Genomic DNA, 24,961 nt, shown 5'->3' on the forward strand with positions numbered 1-24,961 from the left:
AATGGTTAAAAGCTGTTGCTTTTATTACTTTAATACTATCCTCGCATTCCTAAACACCCTCATCCAACCCCCATCCTCAGTCCAATCATCCGGACACCAAGAGTTACTCACCGCTCGGAACACTCGCTCAGGATGTGGCATCATAATGGCGACTCGTCCGTCAAGATTAGTAAGTGCGGTGATACCTAGTGTAGAGCCGTTTGGGTTGGCAGGGTATTGTTCGGTTACAGCACAATTGTAGTCCACATATTGAGCGGCGATCAAATTCTGATTTTGCAATTTGTGAAGTTGATCACTATTTCTAAATTCCACTCGTCCTTCGCCATGGCTGACTGCAATCGGCATATGGCTGCCTGCCATTCCGTTGAACCAAACGGAATTCGTTTCATTGATTTTCACCATCGCAACCCGAGCTTCAAAACGTTCGGATTTATTACGAACGAAACGTGGCCAGTTTTCGGCACCGGGGATAATTTCCGCCAAGTTGGACACCATTTGGCAACCGTTACACACGCCTAACGCCAGTGTGTTCGGGTTGGCGAAGAATTGGCTGAATTGGTCACGCAACATTGGGTTGAACAGGATTGATTTCGCCCAGCCGCCGCCTGCACCCAGTACGTCGCCGTAGGAGAAACCACCACAAGCTACCATTGCATTGAAGTCGTTCAGGTTGCGTCTGCCAGCGATTAGGTCAGACATATGTACGTCAATAGCATTGAAACCGGCACGGTCGAAGGCTGCCGCCATTTCGTAATGGCTGTTTACGCCTTGCTCACGCAGGATTGCGATGCTCGGTTTTGCCCCTTTGTTGATGAATGGTGCGGCGATGTCTTCATTCACATCGTAAGTTAAGAATGCGGATAACCCTTTGTTATTAATATCTTTTTTTGCTGCAAATTCTTGATCAGCACATTCCGGGTTGTCACGCAAACGTTGCATTTGGTGGGTTAATTCCGCCCAAATTCCACGCAGTTCAGAGCGTTTTTCGCTTAACAGTTTGCGCGAACCACGGCTGATTTCAAAACGGTTATCAGCATTCACCGCCCCTAATTCTTTGGTTAAGTGAATGAGATTATGGGCTTTCAGCACCTCACGCACTGCATTGAGTTCACTATCTGCAACTTGGATTACTGCACCCAATTCTTCATTGAATAGCACCGCTAAATCGTTGTCGCCAAGGGCAGAAATATCCACACCTACGCCACAATTTCCTGCAAATGCCATTTCCGCTAAGGTCGTAATCAAACCACCGTCTGAACGGTCGTGGTAGGCTAATAATTTCTCTTCTGCTACCAACGCCTGCATTGCGTTAAAGAAGTCTTTTAAAGTTTGAACGTTCACCACGTCCGCAGGCCTGTCGCCAAGCTGTTTGTGAACCTGTGCCAACGCCGTTGCACCCAAGCGGTTGTTGCCTTCGCCTAAATCAATTAAAAGCAAGCGTGAAGCCCCTTTGTCGGTACGCAGTTGTGGAGTAACGGTTTTACGCACATCTTCCACGCGGGCGAATGCCGAAATCACAAGGGAAAGCGGTGCGGTAACGGATTTCTGCTCGCCGTTCTCCTCCCAAGTGGTACGCATCGACATTGAATCTTTACCCACCGGAATGGTAATACCGAGTGCCGGGCAAAGCTCTTCGCCGACCGCTTTCACGGCCTCAAAAAGACCGGCATCTTCGCCCTCGTGTCCTGCGGCCGACATCCAGTTTGCCGAGAGTTTGATGCGTTTGATGTCGCCGATATTAGTTGCCGCAATGTTGGTAATGCTTTCTGCTACCGCCAAGCGAGCCGATGCGCCGAAATCTAACAAGGCAACAGGGGCACGTTCGCCCATTGACATTGCTTCGCCGTGGTAGCTGTCTAAACTTGCCGTAGTTACCGCACAGTCCGCAACCGGAATTTGCCACGGGCCGACCATTTGATCACGCGCCACCATACCGGTTACCGAGCGGTCGCCAATGGTGATTAAGAAGGTTTTTTCAGCGACTACAGGCAAGCGTAACACACGGTGGAATGCCTCTTTTAAGTCGATATTTTCGGTTACAAGCGGTGGATTTTCGACAGTTTTTTGCGAAACTTCACGGTGCATTTTCGGGGTTTTACCGAGCAATACGTTCATCGGCAAATCAATCGGATCGTTGCCGAAATGTTCATCGTGTAAGGTTAAATGTTTCTCTTCGGTCGCCTCGCCAATCACCGCAAACGGGGCACGCTCACGCTCGCAAAGTGCGGTAAATAATTGGAGTTTTTCAGGCGCAACTGCTAACACATAACGTTCTTGCGATTCGTTACACCAAATTTCGAGTGGCGACATCCCTTTTTCATCGCACAGGATTTTGCGTAAGTCGAATTTACCGCCACGCTCGCCGTCATGCACTAATTCAGGCATTGCGTTGGATAAACCGCCTGCACCCACGTCGTGAATAAATAAAATCGGGTTCTCATCGCCCATTTGCCAACAGCGGTCGATCACTTCTTGGCAACGGCGTTCCATTTCCGGGTTTTCACGCTGCACAGAGGCGAAGTCTAAATCCTCTTTGGATTTACCTGATGCCATTGACGATGCCGCACCGCCGCCCAAGCCGATATTCATCGCAGGGCCGCCAAGTACGATCAACTTCGCCCCCACAGGAATTTCGCCTTTTTGTACGTGCTCCGCACGAATGTTACCGATACCGCCCGCCAACATAATCGGCTTGTGGTAGCCACGCACTTCCTCGCCTGCAAAGCTATTTACTTTTTCTTCATAAGTACGGAAATAGCCAAGCAACGCAGGGCGACCAAATTCGTTGTTAAACGCCGCACCGCCGAGTGTACCTTCGATCATAATATCCAGTGCCGAGGCAATACGGCTAGGCTTAGAAAGAGGATTTTCCCAAGGCTGTTCAAAGTTTGGAATCACAAGGTTAGAGACCGAGAAACCAGTCAAGCCCGCTTTCGGCTTCGCCCCACGCCCTGTCGCACCCTCATCACGGATTTCACCGCCCGAACCGGTCGCCGCCCCTGGGAATGGCGAAATGGCGGTTGGGTGGTTGTGGGTTTCCACTTTCATTAAAATGTGAGCGTCTTCTTGGTGGTAGCGATATTGCCCGTCTTGGTCGGGGAAGAAGCGACCGACTTTCGAACCCTCCATCACCGCCGCATTATCTTTATAAGCGGAAAGCACATAGTCAGGGGTTTTCTCAAAGGTGTTTTTAATCATCTTGAACAGGGATTTTTCCTGCTTCACGCCGTCAATCGTCCAGTCGGCGTTGAAAATTTTGTGGCGGCAGTGCTCCGAGTTCGCCTGAGCAAACATATAGAGCTCAATATCGTTCGGATTGCGGCCAAGTGCGGTGAAATTTTCCACCAAATAATCAATTTCATCTTCCGCCAACGCCAAGCCTAAATTGACGTTCGCTTCTTCGAGAGCCTTGCGGCCACCGCCTAAAATATCCACGCTGGTGAACGGTTTGGGTTCTTGTTGAGCGAAAAGTTGCGCAGCTTGGCCGGCGTCGGTCAGCACGGTTTCCATCATACGGTCGTGCAATAAACCTTTCAGTGTTTCAAGTTGAGCGTCGGTCGGCGGAAGATCAAATTCAAAATAGTACGCCAAGCCACGCTCGATACGCTCTACCGCGTCCAAACCGCAGTTATGGGCGATGTCGGTCGCTTTGGATGACCACGACGAAATCGTGCCGATACGCGGGCTAACGATTAAGCAAAACCCGTTCGGTTCGTGCTCTTCCAAGGTCGGGCCGTAGTGCAACAGCTCCTGAATTTTCGCCGTCTCGCTCTCTGCAAGCGGTCGATTTAGGGCAATAAAATGCAAAAACTCTGCATACACCGAATGCACAGGAAGTTGATGTTGTTGAAATTTTTGCAGGAGTTGCTGAATACGAAAGTTGGAAAGGGCAGGCGAGCCACGAAAGGTTTGCATTGTCATTCTTGAGATTTTCCTATTTAAAATGAAAAACTATGCTGATTATAAATCATTAAGCAAACGATTGCTACAAAATAGCAAACGTTTGCTATTTCTATTTAATCAAATAGGGCTTATCAAAATAGTAAAAAAGCGGCCAAATTTGACCGCTTGTAAAAAGTATTTTCTGAATGAAATTAGATTAGAAAGTGTAGTTCACACCTGCACGGAATTCACGACCACGGGCAGAAAGTTGTCCACGCTGACCGTGTGCGTTGTATTTTTTGTTTGCTACGTTATCAACAGCAAAGTTTACATTCACACTATCATCATTAAACGGTTTCCAGTTTAAGGTAATATCAGTTACATTATAACCTTTTTTACCAGTGCCTGTGTTAGTCTGTAATGTGCCGCCTGTCACAAAGTAGTTATCTTCAGGTTTTACTTTTTCAACAATACGGTGGTGTACACCAACCTCTACATTTGGTTGCTCGAAGCGATAGCTTAAAGAAGCTGTCCAAGTACGACCAATAGCTGAGGCGTATTCCGGGTTACTGCTTAACAATGCAGTTTCAACTAACTTACCTTGATTATTACGTTGCATCACAGTTTGTGTGTAGAAACGAGGTTTGCTATGTGCAACACCAATACGAGCGGTAAAGCCATTATTCTGGTAACCTGCATTTAACTCATAACCACGGTTTTTAATTTTACCGCCGTTCACAATTGCTTGCGCTGCATTACCATGGTTATCACGGCCGTTCGTTGTACCTAAAGCATCTTTAATATTTTGCCAGAAGTAGCTACCATCAAAGCTGAATGTGCCATCATTATAGTTGAAGCCGATTTCAGTATTACGAGCTTGTTCCGCTTTGGTATTATCACCAATTGTTACCATACCGCGTTTACCATGTGCCATTAATGCATCGTGTAAACGTGGGCTACGGGTTGCATAGTTGTGGCTTGCACTGAGGCTTAAGTGTTGAATTGGCTCATAAATAATTCCTACGCTTGGGCTGAATGCGCCGTCACTGCGTTTTTTGCCATCCATCGCTTTAAAGTTAAAGTGATCATAACGCACACCAGTGGTTAATGTTACTTTATCCATAGGAGCAGTAATGGCTTCGATATATAAACCGGTATCGGTTTTCTCTTGGTTTTTCACTAGAGGGCTAAATTTAGTATGCGGCTTAGCCTCTTGGTGACGATAGTTAACACCGTATTTTAATAATACATTTTCGTGAATTGCTGAATCGAAGTTTATATTTGCACCGTGAGTAACAACTTTAGTTTTCGTTGCATAATCTACATTACCTGCGTAGCCGTTACCTTTTTCGTGTTCAGACCAACGACCTTGTACTAATTGATAAACGTTAGCTGTCGCTTCTTGAGCAAAGCCTAAGTTTTTACCCGTCCATTCTAAGTTGGTTCTTTGTACTGTCATTCTACGATTTGCAGGAGCTTGACGATCTAGAGTTATACGGCTACCTGGTGTACCAATAGGTGCAGTATCAAACTCTTCACGCACTAAACGTTGCCCCTCATTTCGCTCGTTAGAGTGGCTTAACACAAAGCGGTGATCACCTAATGTAGCACCTAATTTCGCTAAGAAGCTGGTTTTATCTAACGCACTATATGGCACACGGTTTGTACCGAATTGGTTCACATAGCCTTTACCACCTTTATAGTCACGATCTCTTATAAGATTACCTGACACTAAAACATCAAAAATATCGCCTTTTCCATATACCGCTGCATTGAAATTATGTGCATGGTTAGTACTGATACCTGTACCTAATTTTGCACCGAAGTTTTTATCGCTGTTTTTTAATAAATCTAATGCATCTACGGTTTTAGCAATGATCGCACCGTTAGTTTGGCCGATACCTGCTGATGCACTACCTGCACCTTTTTGAACAGATACAACTTTCACCAATGCGGGATCTAACATATGGCGACCTTGGTGGTATAAAATTTGGCTGTCTGAATAGGTATTATCGACTTTTACATCAATAGAGTTTTGACCCATACCACGAATATAGAGATATTGTGATGTACCGTTACCACCACCTAGGCTGATTGAAGGCTCATCTTTTAATAAGCCACGTAAGTCTGTTTGCGTGCTTTCATCTTTTTTCTGTGTAGTTACGACATTAGTTTGAACTTTCAGACCTTGATTGTCTGTTACGGTTACTGTATCAAGCACTGCAACATCTTTATTATTTTCTGCAAGAGCATTTGCTGCACATAATGCTGTCATTACAGCAGCAGAGAGAGGGAGTAATTTGAAGTTTTTCATTTATTTGTTCCTTTCGGATAAGGGGAATATAACAATGATTCTCTTATCTTTTTATTATTGAAAATAATTCTCAACAATAAAAACAAGCGAATATTTACATAGTTAAAATCAGTTGTCAATCTTCCTTACAATTAAATTCTAAATAAGATCTTCTTTTCTTTAAGGTTATAGTCGCTCGTTACTGAAAATGTGATCCCTGTCTAAAAATCAAATTTGTTTGCTCGACAGAATAAGTACAAGCGGTTAAATTTAGGCGGAAATTTACTAAGGAAAGTTTATGCAACAACGACATAACCAAATTATCACTTACTTAACGGAATTTGATGAAGCGAGTGTAAAAGAGCTGGCGGAACATTGTGCTGTATCAATTGAAACCATTCGCCGTGATCTAAATAAATTAGATAAAAACGGGCTTCTACACCGTACCCATGGTGGTGCGGTTAGCTATAAGAAAAGGGATGTCGGCCGTTCATTTAGTACCCGCTTGCGAACAAATAGTGAAGCAAAACGGAATATTGCAGAAAATGTACTCTTACATTTATATCCGGAATCGGTGATTGCCCTTGATGCAAGTTCGACCTCTTGGAATGTTGCACAACGTCTTCCTAATATTCCTTGTACGGTGGTAAGTAGTTCTATGCGGATTATTCGAAGCCTTTCCCAAAAACCGCATATTAAAACCATTGCAACCGGTGGGGTTTATTTAGAAAAATATGATGCCTTTTACGGCCCCCTTTCAGAGCAGCTCTTCTCTCGGTTAAAAATAGATATTGCCATTCTTTCTTGTGCAGGGATTGCAGAGGGAATCATTTGGGAATCTAATGAGGTTAATATTTCTTTCAAACGTAAACTGATTGCTAACAGCAAACAGGTTTTTCTTTTGGTTGATCACAGTAAATTTGAGCGTAAAGACTTAATTCAAATGGAAAATTTGGCTTGCGTTGATAAATTATTTGTGAATCGAATGCCGGCTAATACTCTGCAAAAATACTGTTTAGAGAACCAAATTCAAATCGTTATTTAAGTTAAGCTTATTTCTAAATGCCCGATTTTGTGAAAGTAATCGCAAAATCGGGCATGCTTTTCCCGCCTATTTTGAGTGGAAACCTCCTCTTTTTGTGATCATCCTCACAAATTTTGTACTAATTTTGCATTTTTCTTCATAACCCATATTGCGTATGCATAATAAACTCAACAGCTAAATTTTTTAAACCAATCAGGAGACTCAATCATGACTATGCTGAAATCAACTCCAGTAAAAATTGGTATCCGCCCAACTATTGACGGTCGCCGTATGGGAGTACGTGAATCACTTGAAGATCAAACAATGAATATGGCGAAAGCCGTAGCCAATCTATTGCAGTCGGAAATCCGCCATCCTAATGGTGAATTTGTGGAATGTGTGATTGCAGATTCAACTATCGGTGGTGTTGCTGAGGCTGCAGCCTGTGCAGAAAAATTCAAACGTGAAAATGTCGGTGCGGTGATTACTGTCACACCTTGCTGGTGTTATGGTTCAGAAACCATTGATATGGACCCACATATGCCGAAAGCGATTTGGGGCTTTAACGGCACAGAACGTCCGGGTGCAGTTTATTTAGCCGCCTCTCTTGCTGGCCACAGCCAATTAGGCTTACCGGCATTCTCAATTTATGGTACGGAGGTGCAAGAGGCAGATGATCAATCTATTCCTGCTGATGTGCGTGAAAAATTATTACGCTTCGCCCGTGCAGGTTTGGCAGTCGCCACACTTCGTGGTAAATCGTATTTATCTATCGGTTCGGTTTCAATGGGGATTGCAGGTTCAATTGTCAACCAACAATTCTTCCAAGAATATTTAGGTATGCGTAATGAATATGTGGATATGACCGAAATCAAACGCCGCTTGGATCGCCATATTTATGATGATGAAGAATTCAAGCTGGCAATGAGCTGGGTGAAACAATATTGCAAAGAAGGCATTGATGTAAACGCACCGGAAAACCAACGCAGCCCAGAAGAGCGAGCAAAACTTTGGGAAGATGTGGTGAAAATGGCCATCATCACTCGTGATTTAATGGTCGGCAACCCTCGTTTAGCAGAATTAGGTTACGGTGAAGAAGCATTAGGTCACAATGCGATTGCAGCTGGTTTCCAAGGTCAACGCCAATGGACTGATCACCTGCCAAATGGTGACTTTATGGAAGCAATGCTAAATTCAACCTATGACTGGAACGGTGTGCGTGCTCCATACATTCTTGCAACCGAAAATGACTCGTTAAACGGCGTGAATATGTTGTTTGGTAACTTGTTAACCGGTCAAGCGCAAATTTTTGCCGATGTGCGTACTTATTGGAGCGAGGATTCTGTTGAGCGTGTTACCGGCTGGCGTCCTGAAACGGGTTTTATTCACTTAATCAACTCCGGTTCTGCGGCATTAGATGGTACTGGTCAACATACCGACAAAGATGGTGAGCCAACTATCAAACCGGCTTGGGAAGTAACAGAAGAGGATGGAAAACGCTGCTTAGAGAATACTCGTTGGTGCCCGGCAGTTCATGAATACTTCCGTGGTGGCGGTTTATCTTCTCAATTCTTAACCAAAGGTGGAATGCCGTTTACGATGCACCGCATCAACCTTATCAAAGGTATCGGTCCTGTACTACAAATTGCAGAAGGTTGGTCAATTGACTTACCGGAAAATGTACACGATATCTTAAATAAACGCACGAATGAAACCTGGCCAACCACTTGGTTCGTGCCTCGCTTAACCGGTAAAGGGGCTTTCGCTGACGTTTATAGCGTAATGGCGAACTGGGGTGCAAATCACTGTGTGGCAACTTACGGACATGTAGGAGCAGACTTAATCACGCTTGCTTCAATGTTACGTATTCCGGTTTGTATGCATAACGTCAAAGATAAAGATGTGTTCCGTCCAAGTGCGTGGAATGGTTTCGGTCAAGACAAAGAAGGTCAAGATTACCGCGCCTGTGCAAACTTCGGACCGCTTTATAAATAAGCCATACAAGCGGTTAAATTTGTAAAAAAATTTGCAAATAAGACCGCTTGAAAAACCCTCAAACGATAAGGACGCACACAGTGCGTCCTTCCAAGGAAGTAACAAAGGGGAAAACCTATGTCTATTGCCCTTATTTTTGACTGTGGTGCAACAAACCTTCGCACAATTGCCATCGACCAAACAGGGCAAATTGTTGCAGCACATCACTTACCGAATAATACGCAGCCCGGAGCGGAAAACCCTGAGTTTCATATTTGGGATATTGAAGAAATTTGGTCAAAACTGATGAGTTGTGCCAAACAAACGCTTTCCCAACTTTCAGAACAACAACGAAAAGAGATTGTTGGGATTTCAGTAACTACCTTTGGGGTAGATGGCACACTCTTTGATAAAGCCGGCAATCAACTTTATCCGATTATTTCTTGGAAATGCCCAAGAACCCTGCCGATTATGGAAAACATCGCTAATGATATTGATGTTGAGGCGTTATATCGCCGTAACGGGGTCGGCCACTACAGCTTTAATACGTTATTTAAGCTCTTATGGCTTAAACGCAATAAACCTGAAATTTATGCCCAAGCGGATAGTTTTTTATTCATCTCCTCAATTCTAACCTACCGCTTAACCGGCGTGAAAAGCACTGACCGCACAATGGCGGGGACTTCAATGATGACCAATATTGAAAGCGACCATTGGGATAGAGAAGTGCTGGATTTACTCGGCTTAAACGAAAGTCATTTCCCTCCAATGAAAAGTGCAGGCGAAGTGGTTGGCAATTTGAAAGTTGAGATCGCCCAAGAGTTAGGGTTAAGCGGTCAAATTCCGATTATTTCTTGCGGACACGACACCCAATTTGCCATCTTTGGCTCGGGTGCAGGCTACAACCAACCGGTTTTAAGCTCCGGTACTTGGGAAATTTTAATGGTGCGTACCCCGCAGGCTAAACCACAATGGCAATTTGTACAAAACGGCTTAACCATTGAATTTGACAGCCAAGCAGGCTACTTCAACCCCGGCGTACAGTGGGTCGCATCAGGGGTGATGGAATGGGTTGGCAAACGTTTCTTCTCTGATATTGCCGACACACCAAACTACTATTCCACAATGATTAATGAAGCAAGCAAAGTACCGGCAGGCTCGAACGGTGTGAAATTAATAGGCAATTTTGATGGTACTACTGAACAGACAGGCTCAATTGTTGGGATCTCTATGCACACAACCCGTGGGGAGATTTACCGTGCAGGTTTGGAATATATGGCCTACCGCTTAAAAGCGGGGTTAGATGTATTACAAGAAGTGAGTAACTTTAATGCAGAAAGTTTGATCTGTGTGGGTGGAGGCTCTAAAAATTCCCTATGGAATCAAATTCGTGCTGATGTGTTAAATCGCCCGATTGATGTGGTGGATTTTCCTGAAAGTACCGTATTGGGCGCAGCCATGTTTACATTTGCCGGAGCAGGGATCTTTGAAAGTCAAAATCTAGCACAGCAAGCAATGAAGCCTAATGTAAAACGGCTTGAGCCATCTGCAAATCGCGATTTTTATAAATAACAGGAGTTTGACATGTTAAAAGGTATTCATCCGGCTATTTCACCGGAGTTATTAAAGGTGTTGGCAGAAATGGGACACGGCGATGAATTGGTTCTTTCTGATGCTCATTTTCCCGCCCATTCTATTCATCAAAAAGTGATTCGTGCAGATGGCATTAGCGTTGCCACCTTATTAGAAGGCATTTCCGCACTGTTTGAATTTGACCAATATGTTAAAGCCCCACTTGCAATGATGCAAGCGGTACCGGGAGATACGTTAGATCCAACGGTGGAAGAGCGTTATCTGGCGGCTATCAAGAAAATCAGCGGCTCAGTTCCAAAAGTAGAACGTGTTGAACGTTTTGCTTTTTATGAGCGCGCGAAAACCGCTTATGCGGTAGTGATTACCGGTGAATTAGCCAAATACGGCAACATCATTATTAAAAAAGGCGTCACGCCGGTGTCTTAATGCCGATTACAAGCGGTTCAAAATACAACATTTTTTGCAAATTAAAAGGAGTTCAATGATGAACAGAAAAATACTCTCAAGACAAATTATTGATACTTGTCTTGAAATGACTCGAATTGGATTGAATCAAGGAACAGCAGGTAATGTGAGTGTACGTTATCGAGATGGCATGCTCATTACGCCAACGGGTACACCTTATGAAGAAATGACAGAAGATTCTATCGTGTTTGTAGATGCCGAGGGTAAGCATGAAGAAGGCAAGCTCCCATCCAGTGAATGGCAATTCCATTTAGCGGTGTATGAAGCACGTCCGGAGCTTAACGCAGTCGTGCATAACCACGCGCGTAACTGTGCGGCAGTGTCTATTCTCGGTGAACCAATTCCTGCCATTCACTATATGATTGCCTGCACAGGGACAGATCATATTCCATGCGTGCCTTATGCGCCTTTCGGCACACACCAATTAGCCGACTATGTGCGTGAAGGTATTCGAGGCAGTAAAGCGATTTTGCTCGCTCACCACGGTTTAATTACTGCCGATAAAACCCTTGATAAAGCCTTAGGTGTGGCACATGAAGTGGAAGTCATTGCCGAATGGTATTTGAAATTACTCGCTACCGGCAAACCAATTCCAACGTTAAACAAAGAGCAAATGGATGTTGTATTAGAAAAATTTAAATCCTACGGCTCTTGGATAGAAGAAAGATAATTAAATGAAATTTTCCTAAAATAATAGAAGGAATGTCCTATGACAGCTAAAGTTCTTGAGAAAAAATTTGTGGTCCCTTTTATTCTAATTACCACATTATTTGCCCTTTGGGGATTTGCAAATGACATTACAAATCCGATGGTTGCAGTATTCCAAACCGTTATGGAGATCCCGGCTTCTGAAGCCGCTCTTGTTCAGTTCGCTTTCTACGGTGGCTACGGCACAATGGCAATTCCTGCCGCCTTATTTGCTAGTCGTTATAGTTATAAAGCCGGTGTTTTATTAGGATTAGCTCTCTATGCAATTGGTGCATTTCTATTTATTCCTGCGGCAATGTATGAGCAATTCTCCTTCTTTCTGTGGTCACTTTATATCTTAACTTTTGGTTTGGCGTTCTTAGAAACAACAGCCAATCCGTATATTCTTTCAATGGGTGATCCGGCAACAGCAACCCGCCGTCTAAACTTAGCACAATCATTTAACCCGTTAGGTTCAATTACCGGTATGTTTGTTGCCTCACAAATTGTGTTAACTAACTTGGAATCTGAAAAACGTGATGCTGCCGGCAATCTACTATTTAATAGCTTATCTGCAGCAGAAAAAGCGGTAGTTAAAACTCACGATCTCGCCATGATTCGTAATCCGTATGTAGTGATTGGTTTAGTGGTTGTTGCGGTATTTATCATTATTGCCTTATATAAAATGCCGGTTACAAAGGTAGAGAGTGCAAATCGTATTTCTGTAAAAGAATCCTTTAGTCGCTTAATTGTAAATGCTCGTTATCGCGAAGGAGTGATTGCTCAAGTATTCTATGTGGGTGTACAAATTATGTGCTGGACGTTCATTATTCAATATGCTGAACGTATCGGTTTAACTAAAGCAGAAGCACAAAACTGGAATATTGTTGCGATGGCATTATTCATTACCAGCCGTTTTATCAGCACGGCACTCATGAAATACCTAAAAGCTGAATTAATGTTATTTCTCTTCGCAGTGGGTGGCTTCTTCAGTATTCTGGGCGTGATGTTTATTGATGGTATGGGTGGGCTTTATTGTTTAGTACTCACTTCCGGATTTATGTCTCTCATGTTCCCTACTATTTATGGAATTGCATTAGATGGCCAAGGTGAAGAATCTACATTGGGGGCTGCCGGCTTAGTTATGGCGATTGTAGGTGGAGCATTAATGCCGCCAATGCAAGGCTGGATTATCGACCAAGGTTCAGTGGCTGGTATGCCTGCAGTTAATTTCTCATTCATCCTTCCTCTTATCTGTTTTATTGCTATTGCCATCTATGGTTTCCGTTGCTGGAAGGTATTGAAATAAGCCATTTTACTTTGGAAAACAAGCGGTCTGATTTAAATAAAAATTTGCAAAAAAACTTCATAATTTGACCGCTTGCAAGTTAATTGAATTGTTTAACTTTTAAGAAGGAAAATATTATGTCAAATCGTCTTATCCTCAATGAAACCAGTTATCACGGTAAAGGTGCAATTAAAAACATCATTCATGAAATAGCCAGCCGTAGTTTCTAAAAAGCTCTTGTGGTAACCGATAAAGACTTAATCAAATTTAACGTGGCACAAAAAGTAACTTCTTTACTTGATGCCGCAGACTTACCTTATGTGAAATTTTTGATGAAGTTAAAGCTAACCCTAACCCTGCGGTAGGTGTGATCAAAGCTGGAGTAGAAAAATTTAAATCCTCAGGAGCAGACTATCTGATTGCTATCTGTCATGGAATTTAACAAAAACTACACGGGTGAAAAGTACCGTGAAATTGCTCGTGCAATGGGTGTGAAAGGTGTTGATGACATGAGCCAAGAAGAGTATCGCAATGCCGCAATTAAAGCGGTCCAACAACTTTCACAAGATGTTGGCATTCCGCCAAAACTTCACCAAATCGGCGTGAAAGAAGAAGACTTACCGGCATTATCGGTCGATGCTTTCAATGATGTTTGTACCGGTGGTAACCCAAGAGACTGTAGCCCTGAAGAATTATTAGAAGTATATAAAATGGCATTCTAATTTACGAAATAGAAAATCTACTCCTAGTCGGGTTTCTCTTTAACCGACAGGAAGTAGATTTTTTTATTGAGGATTGTTTAAAAAATAATCATTCAGATTGTTTTTATACCTCATTTTTTTAATCAAATAAAAGCATTGCGGAACCTTTAATGATAAATTTAATCTTATAGCTTAAGTCAGCGATTGGCTTATTTTATTGATAATGAGGAGCTAAATATGAAATCTATTTTTAAAGTGATTGGTGTGACTGCACTAATGGTTGCAGTATCTGGCTGTAACGGCATGACTAAAACTCAGCGTAATACTGCAATTGGCGCGGCTATCGGTGGCGTTGCCGGTCATGCAATTGGTGCATCGACAGGGGCAACCTTAGGTGGTGCGGCATTAGGTGGCGTTATTGGTAGCCAAGTTAAATAACTGCAAAAAGCAGGAAGAAATCAACCGCTTGTATCATGCTCATACGTTACAAGCGGTATTTTTTATTAAAATTTTTGCTAAATGGTTCTTAGTCTACCTAAAGACTCATATCAATCTGTCTAAGATTTATCTCATCATTTAACCGCTTGCCACCCTCAAATTTAGAGAATTAGGCATGTTTTTTGGAGCAATGAGCAATGCTGTTTTAAACGTCAACAATTAAAATAGCCTCATTTCAACTTAAAGGAATACCTATGCTCGACTTTGAAACCACCATCAAAAGCCGTCAATCCATTCGCAAACTTTCCTGCTCTCCTTGACCGCTCGTGGTTTTGGCGGTATTCCCCAGCTTGCCCTTGCGATGTTTGCCGATGATGTGCGTGCAGAACTTGGCATTTCTGATGATTACAAACTTTTGCACGGCATTTCGTTTGACTATCCTGATTGGGACGCAATGCAAAACAAACACCATTTGGGGCGTGTGCCTGTGAAAGAGAGTGCGACTTTATACTGGTAATTTTGGAGAAAAATTATGAACAATCAAAAACCTACCGTTCTGGTACTGGGTGCGACAGGCACAGTGGGCAGTCAAGTGGTAAAAGTATTGGAGCAAAGCAGTGCGGTCAATGTCCGCATTCCGTCTCGCAATCCAGATACAGTTGCCAAACTTAAAAGCGAAGGTAAAGATGCGGTCTATATGGACTTGGACAAACCACAAACTTTCGCCCTTGCCTTGGGCAGGGGTGGAGCGAGTGCTGCTTTTGACAGGCTACACGGTAGCAATGCTTGCCCAAAGCAAAACGCCGGTGGACGCAGCCAAAAAAGCAGGGGTTAAGCACATTGTGCATATCGGTATTTTTGCCGAATGGGATTGCACCAGCACGCATTTTACTTGGCACCAGCTGATTGAAACCTACATTGAAGCCAGTGGCATTGCTTGGACACACCTGCACCCCAATATGTTTATGGAAGCCATTACAGGGCTTTATATGCCTAAAAAAATGACTTATTCCACTTATTTTGATGACCGCCGAATTGGGCTGGTGGCTTCCAGCGACATCGCCGCCGTGGCCGCCCAAGTCTTGATTGACGGACAGGACAAACATGCAGGGCAAAATTATTGGTTAAGCGTAGAAAGCTATAACGGTCAAGAAATTGTCAATCTGATGAACGAAATCACAGGGCTTGACATTGCCCTTGAAAAGAAAAGCCTTGATGAGTTTCGTGCGATGATTGATGTGCCTGATTTTCCGATTGAACGAGAGTACGCCCGTGCCAATATTGAATTTGTCACACAGGTTTTGGATAACCGTTTGGGGGCGATTGGGGCAATTCGCAACGACATTCCTTATGTTTTGGGACGAAATGCCAAAACTTTGCGTGAACATTTATTAGAGCATAAACAGGCAATTATCCAGTCGGCAACGGCTTAAAAAACAAAACACTGTTTGTTTTGGTAAATAACAAGCGGTGTTTTTCTCTTAAAATTTTGCAAAATGGGGTTCTGGCTGCCTGAACACCTAAAATCGGTTGATTTAGTTCAACATTTCCATTTTTTAGATATTAGGATAGTTATTTTATGAATAAACCCAAATTATCAGCCCTTAACCTTGTCCCAATGCGTCAAGGGCAAACTGCCAAAGAGGCGATTGATGCGATGGTGCGGCTTGCTCAATATGTCGAGAGCCTTGATTTTGAACGCTTTTGGATTGCCGAACACCACAATATGCCGCATCTGGTGAGTTCGGCAACCCAGCTGTTAATCGGGCATACCCTTGCTAATACCAACAAAATTCGGGTTGGGAGCGGTGGGGTGATGCTTCCTAATCACAGCCCGCTACAGGTTGCTGAGCAGTACGGCACTTTGCAAACCTTGTATGGCAAGCGAGTGGATTTGGGGCTTGGGCGAGCGCCGGGAACGGATCCACTCACAGCCCTTGCTTTACGCCGTGGGCAGCGTGATGTGTCGCAGGAATTTGAACAGGATATTTTGGAACTGCAACGCTATTTTGGCGATGAAAGTGTGTAAGGTCGGGTGCGGGCTTATCCGGCACTCGGCTTAAAGCTACCGCTCTACATTTTGGGTTCAAGTACCGAAAGTGCCTTTTTAGCCGCACGGCTCGGCTTACCATATGCCTTTGCCGCCCATTTTGCTCCAAGAATGCTGGATATGGCAGTGGAGATTTATCGGCGTGAATTCCAGCCGTCTGCGGTGCTGGACAAGCCTTATGTGATTGCTTGTATCAATGCCACCCTTGCCGAAAGCGATGAAGAGGCACAGTTCCTACATAGCACGGTACAGCAGATGTTTTTAAACTTGGTGCGAGGCACGCCAAAAGCGATGCAGCCCCCTGTGCCAAATATTGACAGCCTTTGGTCACCAGCTGAAAAAATGTCGGCAATGCAGATGTTAAATGCGGCATTAGTTGGCGATGTGAAAAGCGTAAAAACACAGTTTATCGATTTGCAAAGCCGTATCAATGCCGATGAGATTATGCTAACCAACTATATTTTTGATGAAGATAAACAGCTTAACGCCTATAAATTGTTTAAACAGATGATTAACGAACTTTAAATGAGGAATTCACCATGACCGATCTATTTCAACCCTACACGCTAAACAATGGCGTAGAAATTAAAAACCGCCTTGTGGTTGCACCGATGACTCATTCTGCCTCTAACGATGACGGCACAATCAGCGAACAAGAGCGCCTGTTTTTAGCCAATCGTGCTGAAAATATGGGACTTTTTATCACGGCAGCAACAGGTGTAATGCGTAACGGGAAAGCCTTTTATGGTCAGCCGGAAGCCCTGAATGAAAGCCATTTGGAAAGCCTTACTCAAACGGCACAACTCCTGAAAAATCAAGGTGCAAAGGCGATTTTACAGATTTTTCACGGGGGCTTGCAGTCAATTAAAGCATTACTGGATGGTGCGGATCTTATCGCTCCTTCTGCCCACGAACCAAGTGGTGCAAGAGCAGTCACGGAAGATGAAATTATTGGGCTGATTAACGCTTTTGCCAATGCCACCGATCTGGCAATCCGTGCAGGCTTTGATGGTGTGGAAATTCACGGTGCGAACGGTTACCTCATTCAGCAGTTTTTCTCCGGCGAATTTAATCATCGGAACGATCAGTGGGGTGGTAGTCTCGAAAAACGCCTAAATTTCCCACTAGCAGTAGTTGATGTAGTAACAAAAGTGCGTGAAAAGCACGCTAAGCCTGAATTTATCATCGGTTACCGTTTTTCACCGGAAGAACCAGGTGAAAATGGCTTAACGATGACAGATACTTTTGCCCTCATTGACGCATTATGCGAAAAACCACTGCAATATCTGCACATTTCTTTGTGGGATTTTGGCAAAAAAGCCCGTCGTGGTGCGGACACCCATTTAACACGAATGCAGCTGGTTCACGAACATATTAACGGGCGTTTGCCGTTAATTGGCGTCGGTAATCTCTTAAGCGGCAAACAGATCCGTCAAGCATATGCAACCGGCTGGGCGGAATTTATTGCATTAGGCAAAGCAGTGATGATTAACCCTAATGTAGCAACTTTATTAAAAGAGAACCGTGATAATGAGATCGTAAGCGAACTTGATCCACAAAAAGCCGACCACTACGGCATTCCGGATCGTCTGTGGAGCTACTGTGTACAAGGTGGTGCGTGGTTACCGCCGTTAAAAGGGCAAGATTGGAAACCAATGGATATTTAATTGGTAAATTTTGGGCTAAAAATGACCGCTTGTTAAAAGGCTGATTAACGCCTCAAAAGTTAGACTACATAGCTAACGATTAAGGTTCAGATCAGATGATAATCGGTAAGTGGATCAAAATGACTATAACGAAGGTGGAGCATTGTGGACAGACGTACTGCCAAAGTGATTTTGGCACTTGGGGTAGAAGGTGTGTTTGCAGGTTCACTTTTTTAATCAAGCATTGAAAGCTGTATCTACCAATAGGTTAAAGAGCGGTTGGTAGCATCTAGTAGCTTGCGTTTAGGAATGCTGGAAAACAACAACTATGAAGGTTATGTTTCGCTTGGCACAGGTGTTAGGAGCGATTATAGAAATATCGCTCGGTGGCTGAGATTATTGATGAATTGATGATGAGGATTAAAGACTGATTTAAACCTTATAGAAAACACCGTTTGGAGAAATATAAGCGGTGTTTTTGTTTTGAAATTTTGCAAAAATCACTTTGAGGCAGCCTAAAAAACTACTACGTACTCTCTCCTACTTCTTTCATCACCTGCCGAAACCACTTTTGCACAGGGTCATAATGGGTTTTAGCGTGCCAAGCCATTACTTTGGTGTAGCCGTCAATGGGCAAAGGGGGATTGAGCAATACCAAGTCATTTTGTGTTTGTAAAAAGTGAACAGGGGCAACAGTTGCTAAATCGCTGTTTTTCAAAAGCTCTGGTAATAGCGAAAAATGCCCCACCGACATTTTTACCAATCGACTTCGCCCAAGTTTTGCCAATGCCTCATCGGTCGCCCCATTAAAATGCCCAGCGTGATAGGCAACCAACACAAATTCCAACGCACAAAACGCCTCCAAATCCCAATTTTGGCTTAACACAGGGTGATTTTGTCGCACCGCACAGGTGTATTCTTCACGCATTAAAGGGGCAAAATATAATCGCTCGTCCAGTTGCTGCTGCCCTGCTATTGCCAAATCCCATACACCGTCTGCCAAATTTTGTGTCAAATCTTGTCCGTGTATCGCATAAAACGCCACTTTGACTTTGGGGGCAAGCTGAGCAAGTTTTAGGGCAAACGGCACGCCCAGCGTGCGAATGCCATTTTCGGTAGCCGCCAATTTAAAAGTGCAATCTAAGTCGGCAGGGTCAAACGCCACAGGCTGCATCAACACGCCAATGCTGTCCAAAATCGCCCCCACAGGCTCGGCAAGTTGTTCAGCCCGATTGGTGGGTATCATTCCGTGAGCAGTGCGGATAAACAAAGGGTCGTCAAAACGATAACGCAATTTGGTGAGCATATTGCTGACCGCAGGTTGGGTGAGGTTCAGTCGTTCGGCGGCACGGCTGACATTTTTTTCTTGCAATAAAGCGTGCAGGGCTTTGAGTAGGTTTAAATCTAGGTTGTTCAGATTGTGCATAGATATAATTATCAGTGATAATAGATATACGATTTTGTTGCTTCAATTATATCAAAAAGAAGCCTACAATAACCTTGTTTTTATGATAAACCCTTCATTTTACGGAGCAAAAAAATGCCACATATCACTTTACAATGTTACCCAAAAGGCTTAACTGAAACTGAATTAAAAGCCTTTGCCGATGACTTAACTGCTTTTGCCAGCGAGCGTTTAAACACGCCAGCCGAGTACATCACCATTGATTTTCAAGAGCTTTCTGAACAAGCCTTTAAAGAAAAGGTGTGGGACGAAAAAATCGCCCCAAATGCCGATAAATTGCTGCGCAAACCACAGTATCAATTATAAGGAGTGTACGATGTTAGCCGTCTATGCCAAATGCGTGGTTAAGCCTGAAAAAGTGGCTCAATTTAAGCGAATCATCGCCCCGTTGATTGAACAATCTCGCCAAGAGTCAGGCTGTGTGTCTTATCAATGCGGGCAAGTGCAAGGGCAGGAAAATACTTTTGCCTTTGTGGAATTGTGGCAATCACAAGCCGATTTGGACGCTCATTTAGACCAGCCGCATTTTCAGTCAGCCGCACAAGCCTTTGGCGATGTTTTGGCAAAAGAGCTGGATATTGAGCTGGTCGAATGCGATTAAGTTTAAGGATTGATGATGAAACGATTACTTCTTAGCTCGTTGCTACTTGGCGTGAGCATTGCAGCTTACGCCGATAATCTCCGCTATTTTGGGCAAACGCCGCAGAGTTACCAAAGCCAGATCGATTACGGCAACAATGCCAACACAGGGCATTATGTTTTGTCAGATGATACCCGCATTTATTATGAAGTCTATGGTAAGGGCGAGCCGATTGTGGTTCTTCACGGTGGCTTGGTCGGCTCGACTGCCGAAATGGGGCAGTTTATTGATGAGCTGGCGAAAAATCGTCAGGTGATTGCGATTAGCACTCGGGGACACGGCAAATCAGAGATTGGACAACGTGTGCCGTCTTATGAACAAAAAGCCCGTGATGTGCAAGCGGTGCTAAATCAGCAAAAAATTGCCAAAACCGATCTGTTAGGATTTAGCGATGGGGCTTACACAGCAATGATGTTTGCCAAAAATTACCCAAGCCAGACCCAAAAAGTAGTAGCGATTGGGGCGGGCGAATGGGTAAAAGGGGCAAGACACTTGGGAGACGGCAATTTTGAGCCGTTTGCCCAATTAGACCCTGCTTATTGGGCAGAACAAGCCACAATCCGCCCTGAGCCGAAACGCACTGCCGACTGGTTTGCACAAAGCATTGCCTACTATAATGAGTTAGATTATAGCCAAGCGATCTTCAAACAGATCGCCTCACCGGTGTTATTGGTGGTAGGTGAAGAGGATCAAAACGCTCCGCTCGATACCGTCTTCTCCGCTTATAAAGCCTTGCCGAATGCGGATTTAGCGGTGGTTGCAGATGCACCACACCCTGCTTTTGCCACCCATTTCCGTGCGGTATGGGCAGCGGTTGAAGCATTCTTAGCAAAGCCTTAAAGAGACCACAAGCGGCCAATTTCCCGCCTGATTTTGCAAAATTTTAAAGGAAATCGACCGCTTGTTTATTACCTTTCTATGCAATCACTTCCAACAGCACTTTTCTCAACCAACGGTGAGCGAGATCTTGATCGGTGCGTTCGTGCCAAGCCATCAACATTTGAAAGCCCTCGATCTCAATCGGCGGTGTTTGGAGATCGACATTCGGCAAGGTTTGTGCCAAATGTTCGGGCAATACCGCCACAAGATCCGAGCCTTGCATCAGCTGCGGTAAAAGGGAAATGTGGTTGACCGACACCATCACTTTCCGTTTCAAGCCCAATTTTTGCAAGGCAATATCTGTCGCACCGCTAAATTCCCCGCCATTATAGGAAAGCATAGCAAAGGGTAATTCGCAAAATTGGCTTGGTGTCAGCGTTTTTTTCGCCATTGAATGCGTATTGCTCATTGCACAGACATAGCGTTCTTCATACAGCAGGCTTTGGTGCATATCATCGGTTAAATGGTGATGGCTGACTAAGGCGAGGTCGATTTTATTCTGCTCAAACAGCATTTTTATGCTCTGCCCCTGCACAGGCAGTAAGGCAACTTGGACATGGGGAGCCAGCCGCCTTAGGCGTAAAATCAGTGGCAAGGCGATAATCTGCTGAACATAATCCATCGCTGCAATGCGTAACGTCATCGTCAGCTTTTCCGGTTCTAAAACCGGCGGCTGCAACATTGTGCCGATCTCTTGCACAATTTTGCGTGCAGTTTGCCCTAGCTGCAAGGCACGTTCGGTTGGTTGCATACCGTGCTGCACCCGCACAAAAAGCGGATCATTAAAACTCTCCCGCAGGCGGTTTAAGATCCCGCTCATTGCCGGTTGAGTAACTGCCAGCCTTTGTGCCGCACGGCTCACATTGCATTCGTCTAATAACACGACAAACGCTTTGAGTAAGTTGAAATCAAGGGTTCTAATATCACTCATTATGATATCTCACTATAAAAACAATCAATTTGAATTGATAATATCACTTCTCTATCATTTCACCAATTTTATTGAGGAACCTAAGATGGCAAAAATCCGCTCTCTTTTTACCCCATTTACAATCAAAAACCTTGAACTCAAAAACCGCGTGGTGATGCCCCCAATGTGCCAATATTCTGCCACAGACGGTGTGCCGAACGACTGGCATTTTGTGCATTATAGTAGCCGTGCCATTGGTGGCGTGGGCTTGATTATTGTGGAGATGACCAATGTCGCTGCCAACGGTCGCATTAGCCCGAACTGCTTGGGGCTGTGGAACGATACGCAAAAAGATGCGTTCAAAAAAATCGTGGACAGCGTGCATTCTCACGGTGCAAAAATTGGCGTGCAAATCGCCCACGCAGGTCGCAAAGCCCAAGATGAACCAAACGCTGTTGCCCCAAGCTCTATTCATTATGGCGAATTAGATTTCGCTGGGCAAAATCTGATTACGCCACGAGAACTTTCCACACAGGAAGTCAAAGACTTGGTGCAAGCCTTTGCCGATTCTGCCAAGCGTGCAGTAGAAGCTGGCTTTGATACCATTGAAATTCACGCAGCTCACGGCTATCTGATTCATCAATTTTATTCGCCAAAATCCAACCAACGCAGCGATGAATACGGTCAAGACAAGGCATTATTTGGCGTGGAAGTGATTCAAGCCGTTAAAGCGGTGATACCTGCCGAGATGCCGTTAATCGTGCGAATTTCTGCCCAAGAATATGGCAAAGACGGCTTTGACAGCGAGTATGGTGTAGAGATTGCCAAGCGTTTTTCAGAGGCTGGGGCAGATGTGTTTGATGTCAGCGGTGGTGGCGACGGTGTGCTTCACAAGGGCAATCACCCTGAATTTTATGCAGGCTATCAAGTGGATTTGGCTCGCAAGGTCAAACAGGCAACGAACAAACCTGTGATTGCAGTGGGAATGCTGGATAATCCTGCCGTTGCCGACCATATTTTAGGCGTAGGCGATGCCGATTTGGTGGCGATCGGTCGTGGGCTACTTAGAGACCCGTATTGGGTGCTGAATGCTCAATTTAGCCAAAATGCAGCTAACAGCACAGAAATGCAATTTGTTCCACGCCAATATCAGCGTGGGTTTATGTAATTTTTACTCGGAAAAATTTATGAGCTTTTTAAACAAAGAAGACGTTTTAAACGCATTCCATTATCGTGCTTCAACCCGTTCTTATGACGGTAACAAAAAAATCCCTGCCGATGATTTTAATGCCATTTTAGAAATGGGACGTTTAAGCCCAAGTTCGGTGGGTTCTGAGCCTTGGCAATTTTTGGTGTTGCAAAATGCCGATTTACGCCAAAAATTAAAACCCTACTGCTGGGGCATTCCGACAATGGAAACTTCAAGCCACATTGTCGCTATTCTTGCCAAGAAAAACGCCCGTTATGACACGCCTTATTTTGGCGAAATTATGGACAGACGAGGCTTGCAAGGCGAAGCTCGTGAAAAAGCAATGGCGGTGTACAAAAAATTCCAAACAGAAGACATTGCCATTTTGGATTCCGACCGCAGTTTATTTGACTGGGCGAGCAAACAAACCTACATCGCCCTTGCCAATATGATGACAGGTGCGGCGATGATCGGCGTGGATTCTTGCCCGATTGAAGGTTTTGATTACGACAAAGTCAACCAAATCCTTTCAGAGGCAGGGCTATTTGATGCAAACGAGTGGGGGATTTCGGTAATGTGTACTTTTGGTTACCGTGATAAAGAAATTCGTCCAAAAGCACGCAAGATCTTTGAACAAGTTGTGAAATTTGTAGAATAATCACCAAATGAGACCGCTTGCTTGCAAGCGGTTGTTTCCAAAAGGAAAAATACAAAAAATGAGCACCATTAAATCCCGTGCGGCGGTGGCATTTGCCCCCAACGAACCCTTAAAAATCGTAGAAATTGATGTCGAACGCCCCAAAAAAGGCGAAGTGTTGGTCAAAATCACCCACACAGGCGTGTGCCACACAGACGCTTTTACCCTATCAGGGGCTGACCCAGAAGGCTTATTCCCTGTGGTGCTGGGGCACGAAGGGGCAGGTGTGGTGGTGGAGGTGGGCGAAGGCGTAACTTCTGTTGCCGTAGGCGACCACGTTATCCCACTCTACACGGCTGAATGTGGCGAGTGCGAGTTTTGCCAGTCCAGCAAAAGCAACCTGTGCGTATCAGTGCGAGCCACGCAAGGACAAGGCGTAATGCCAGACGGCACGAGCCGTTTTTCGTACGAAGGCAAGCCGATTTATCACTATATGGGCTGCTCGACTTTTAGCGAATACACAGTGGTGGCGGAAGTGTCGCTTGCCAAAATCAACCCCGAAGCCAACCCAGAAGAAGTGTGCTTGCTTGGTTGTGGCGTAACCACAGGCATTGGAGCGGTGCATAACACGGCAAAAGTACAAGAAGGCGACAGCGTTGCCGTATTCGGTTTGGGCGGTATCGGTTTAGCCGTGATTCAAGGGGCAAAACAGGCGAACGCTGGACGGATTTTTGCCATTGACACCAACCCTGACAAATTCGCCCTTGCCAAAGAATTTGGGGCGACTGACTGTCTAAATCCCAATGATTTTGACAAGCCAATCCAACAAGTGTTGATTGAAATGACCAAATGGGGCGTGGATCACACTTTTGAATGTATCGGCAATGTCAATGTGATGCGTGCAGCACTAGAATCGGCTCATCGTGGCTGGGGGCAGTCGATCATCATCGGCGTGGCTGGAGCAGGGCAAGAAATCAGTACCCGTCCATTCCAATTGGTAACAGGCAGAACTTGGAAAGGCACGGCATTTGGCGGGGTCAAAGGTCGCAGTCAATTACCGCAAATGGTGGAAGATGCGATGAAAGGCATTATTCGCTTGCGTCCATTTGTTACCCACACAATGGGCTTAGACCAAATCAACAAAGCCTTTGATTTAATGCACGAAGGCAAATCGATTCGTTCAGTTATTCACTACTAATT

22 protein-coding genes and 1 pseudogene are annotated in these 24,961 nt (G+C 44.5%); 19 read left to right on the top strand and 4 right to left on the bottom strand.

Annotation, left to right across the window (positions count from 1 at the left end; translation table 11 throughout):
- Nucleotides 1–24: 24 nt before the first annotated feature.
- Nucleotides 25–3,921, bottom strand: a complete 3,897-nt coding sequence (gene purL, locus A6B41_RS01295) for a phosphoribosylformylglycinamidine synthase (protein ID WP_027073359.1) — start codon at nt 3,919–3,921, stop codon at nt 25–27.
- Between the two features lie 178 nt (nt 3,922–4,099).
- A complete protein-coding gene (locus A6B41_RS01300; protein WP_027073358.1) occupies nt 4,100–6,196 on the bottom strand; it encodes a TonB-dependent siderophore receptor in 2,097 nt (698 codons plus the stop codon).
- A gap of 277 nt (nt 6,197–6,473) precedes the next feature.
- Here A6B41_RS01300 and A6B41_RS01305 point away from each other — a divergent pair, with 277 nt between their 5' ends.
- From A6B41_RS01305 to A6B41_RS01365, 13 genes and pseudogenes are all read left to right on the top strand, one after another.
- The gene (locus A6B41_RS01305; RefSeq protein WP_027073357.1) at nt 6,474–7,220 is read left to right on the top strand and encodes a DeoR/GlpR family DNA-binding transcription regulator; all 747 of its coding nucleotides are present in this window, start codon (nt 6,474–6,476) and stop codon (nt 7,218–7,220) included.
- 207 nt (nt 7,221–7,427) lie between these two features.
- Entirely contained in the window at nt 7,428–9,194 is a 1,767-nt protein-coding gene (gene fucI, locus A6B41_RS01310) for an L-fucose isomerase (protein WP_027073356.1), read from the top strand.
- Between the two features lie 117 nt (nt 9,195–9,311).
- Nucleotides 9,312–10,745 (top strand): L-fuculokinase, encoded by a 1,434-nt coding sequence (gene fucK / locus A6B41_RS01315; RefSeq protein WP_027073355.1) that lies wholly within the window; start codon nt 9,312–9,314, stop codon nt 10,743–10,745.
- 12 nt (nt 10,746–10,757) lie between these two features.
- On the top strand, nt 10,758–11,192 hold the full coding sequence (gene fucU / locus A6B41_RS01320; protein WP_027073354.1) for an L-fucose mutarotase: 435 nt from the start codon (nt 10,758–10,760) through the stop codon (nt 11,190–11,192).
- A gap of 58 nt (nt 11,193–11,250) precedes the next feature.
- A complete protein-coding gene (locus A6B41_RS01325; RefSeq protein WP_027073353.1) occupies nt 11,251–11,901 on the top strand; it encodes an L-fuculose-phosphate aldolase in 651 nt (216 codons plus the stop codon).
- A 39-nt stretch (nt 11,902–11,940) separates the two neighbouring features.
- Entirely contained in the window at nt 11,941–13,227 is a 1,287-nt protein-coding gene (fucP, locus tag A6B41_RS01330) for an L-fucose:H+ symporter permease (protein WP_027073352.1), read from the top strand.
- Between the two features lie 410 nt (nt 13,228–13,637).
- Nucleotides 13,638–13,928, top strand: coding sequence for a dehydroquinate synthase/iron-containing alcohol dehydrogenase family protein (locus A6B41_RS11290; protein WP_027073351.1), 291 nt, complete (start codon nt 13,638–13,640; stop codon nt 13,926–13,928).
- Between the two features lie 216 nt (nt 13,929–14,144).
- Nucleotides 14,145–14,345 carry a glycine zipper 2TM domain-containing protein gene (locus tag A6B41_RS01340; RefSeq protein ID WP_027073350.1) on the top strand — a complete coding sequence of 67 codons (201 nt, stop codon included), beginning with the start codon at nt 14,145–14,147 and terminating at the stop codon, nt 14,343–14,345.
- A 316-nt stretch (nt 14,346–14,661) separates the two neighbouring features.
- Nucleotides 14,662–14,862 (top strand): nitroreductase family protein, encoded by a 201-nt coding sequence (locus tag A6B41_RS01345; RefSeq protein WP_027073349.1) that lies wholly within the window; start codon nt 14,662–14,664, stop codon nt 14,860–14,862.
- Between the two features lie 15 nt (nt 14,863–14,877).
- A complete protein-coding gene (locus tag A6B41_RS11220; RefSeq protein ID WP_050436757.1) occupies nt 14,878–15,180 on the top strand; it encodes an NAD(P)H-binding protein in 303 nt (100 codons plus the stop codon).
- Entirely contained in the window at nt 15,107–15,778 is a 672-nt protein-coding gene (locus A6B41_RS01355) for an NmrA family NAD(P)-binding protein (protein ID WP_167325171.1), read from the top strand. Before A6B41_RS11220 ends, A6B41_RS01355 begins: the two co-directional genes overlap by 74 nt.
- A 146-nt stretch (nt 15,779–15,924) precedes the next feature.
- A pseudogene (locus A6B41_RS01360) lies at nt 15,925–16,920 on the top strand (LLM class flavin-dependent oxidoreductase).
- Nucleotides 16,921–16,934: 14 nt separating this feature from the next.
- Complete coding sequence (locus A6B41_RS01365; protein ID WP_027073348.1) at nt 16,935–18,062, top strand: NADH-dependent flavin oxidoreductase; 1,128 nt, start codon at nt 16,935–16,937, stop codon at nt 18,060–18,062.
- A 505-nt stretch (nt 18,063–18,567) separates the two neighbouring features.
- On the opposite strand, the gene A6B41_RS01370 is transcribed toward A6B41_RS01365, so the two are convergent.
- Nucleotides 18,568–19,467 (bottom strand): LysR family transcriptional regulator, encoded by a 900-nt coding sequence (locus tag A6B41_RS01370; protein ID WP_027073347.1) that lies wholly within the window; start codon nt 19,465–19,467, stop codon nt 18,568–18,570.
- A 114-nt stretch (nt 19,468–19,581) separates the two neighbouring features.
- Between A6B41_RS01370 and A6B41_RS01375 the strand changes: the two genes are divergently transcribed.
- The 3 genes from A6B41_RS01375 to A6B41_RS01385 are packed head-to-tail and all read left to right on the top strand — an operon-like array spanning nt 19,582 to nt 20,986.
- Nucleotides 19,582–19,812: a tautomerase family protein gene (locus A6B41_RS01375; protein WP_027073346.1), complete on the top strand. Its 231-nt coding sequence runs from the start codon at nt 19,582–19,584 to the stop codon at nt 19,810–19,812.
- A 10-nt stretch (nt 19,813–19,822) separates the two neighbouring features.
- Nucleotides 19,823–20,107 carry a putative quinol monooxygenase gene (locus tag A6B41_RS01380; RefSeq protein ID WP_027073345.1) on the top strand — a complete coding sequence of 95 codons (285 nt, stop codon included), beginning with the start codon at nt 19,823–19,825 and terminating at the stop codon, nt 20,105–20,107.
- Between the two features lie 15 nt (nt 20,108–20,122).
- The gene (locus A6B41_RS01385; protein WP_237052483.1) at nt 20,123–20,986 is read left to right on the top strand and encodes an alpha/beta fold hydrolase; all 864 of its coding nucleotides are present in this window, start codon (nt 20,123–20,125) and stop codon (nt 20,984–20,986) included.
- A gap of 76 nt (nt 20,987–21,062) precedes the next feature.
- Here the strand turns inward: A6B41_RS01385 and A6B41_RS01390 are convergent, their stop codons facing one another.
- The gene (locus A6B41_RS01390; RefSeq protein WP_027073343.1) at nt 21,063–21,956 is read right to left on the bottom strand and encodes a LysR family transcriptional regulator; all 894 of its coding nucleotides are present in this window, start codon (nt 21,954–21,956) and stop codon (nt 21,063–21,065) included.
- Nucleotides 21,957–22,041: 85 nt separating this feature from the next.
- Here A6B41_RS01390 and A6B41_RS01395 point away from each other — a divergent pair, with 85 nt between their 5' ends.
- The 3 genes from A6B41_RS01395 (at nt 22,042) to A6B41_RS01405 (ending at nt 24,959) form a co-directional block, all read left to right on the top strand.
- Nucleotides 22,042–23,103 (top strand): NADH:flavin oxidoreductase/NADH oxidase, encoded by a 1,062-nt coding sequence (locus A6B41_RS01395; protein ID WP_027073342.1) that lies wholly within the window; start codon nt 22,042–22,044, stop codon nt 23,101–23,103.
- 19 nt (nt 23,104–23,122) lie between these two features.
- Nucleotides 23,123–23,782 carry an NAD(P)H-dependent oxidoreductase gene (locus tag A6B41_RS01400; protein ID WP_027073341.1) on the top strand — a complete coding sequence of 220 codons (660 nt, stop codon included), beginning with the start codon at nt 23,123–23,125 and terminating at the stop codon, nt 23,780–23,782.
- A 67-nt stretch (nt 23,783–23,849) separates the two neighbouring features.
- Nucleotides 23,850–24,959 carry an S-(hydroxymethyl)glutathione dehydrogenase/class III alcohol dehydrogenase gene (locus A6B41_RS01405; RefSeq protein WP_027073340.1) on the top strand — a complete coding sequence of 370 codons (1,110 nt, stop codon included), beginning with the start codon at nt 23,850–23,852 and terminating at the stop codon, nt 24,957–24,959.
- Nucleotides 24,960–24,961 lie beyond the last annotated feature (2 nt).

The organism is Mannheimia granulomatis, from assembly GCF_013377255.1.
GTDB lineage: Bacteria > Pseudomonadota > Gammaproteobacteria > Enterobacterales > Pasteurellaceae > Mannheimia > Mannheimia granulomatis.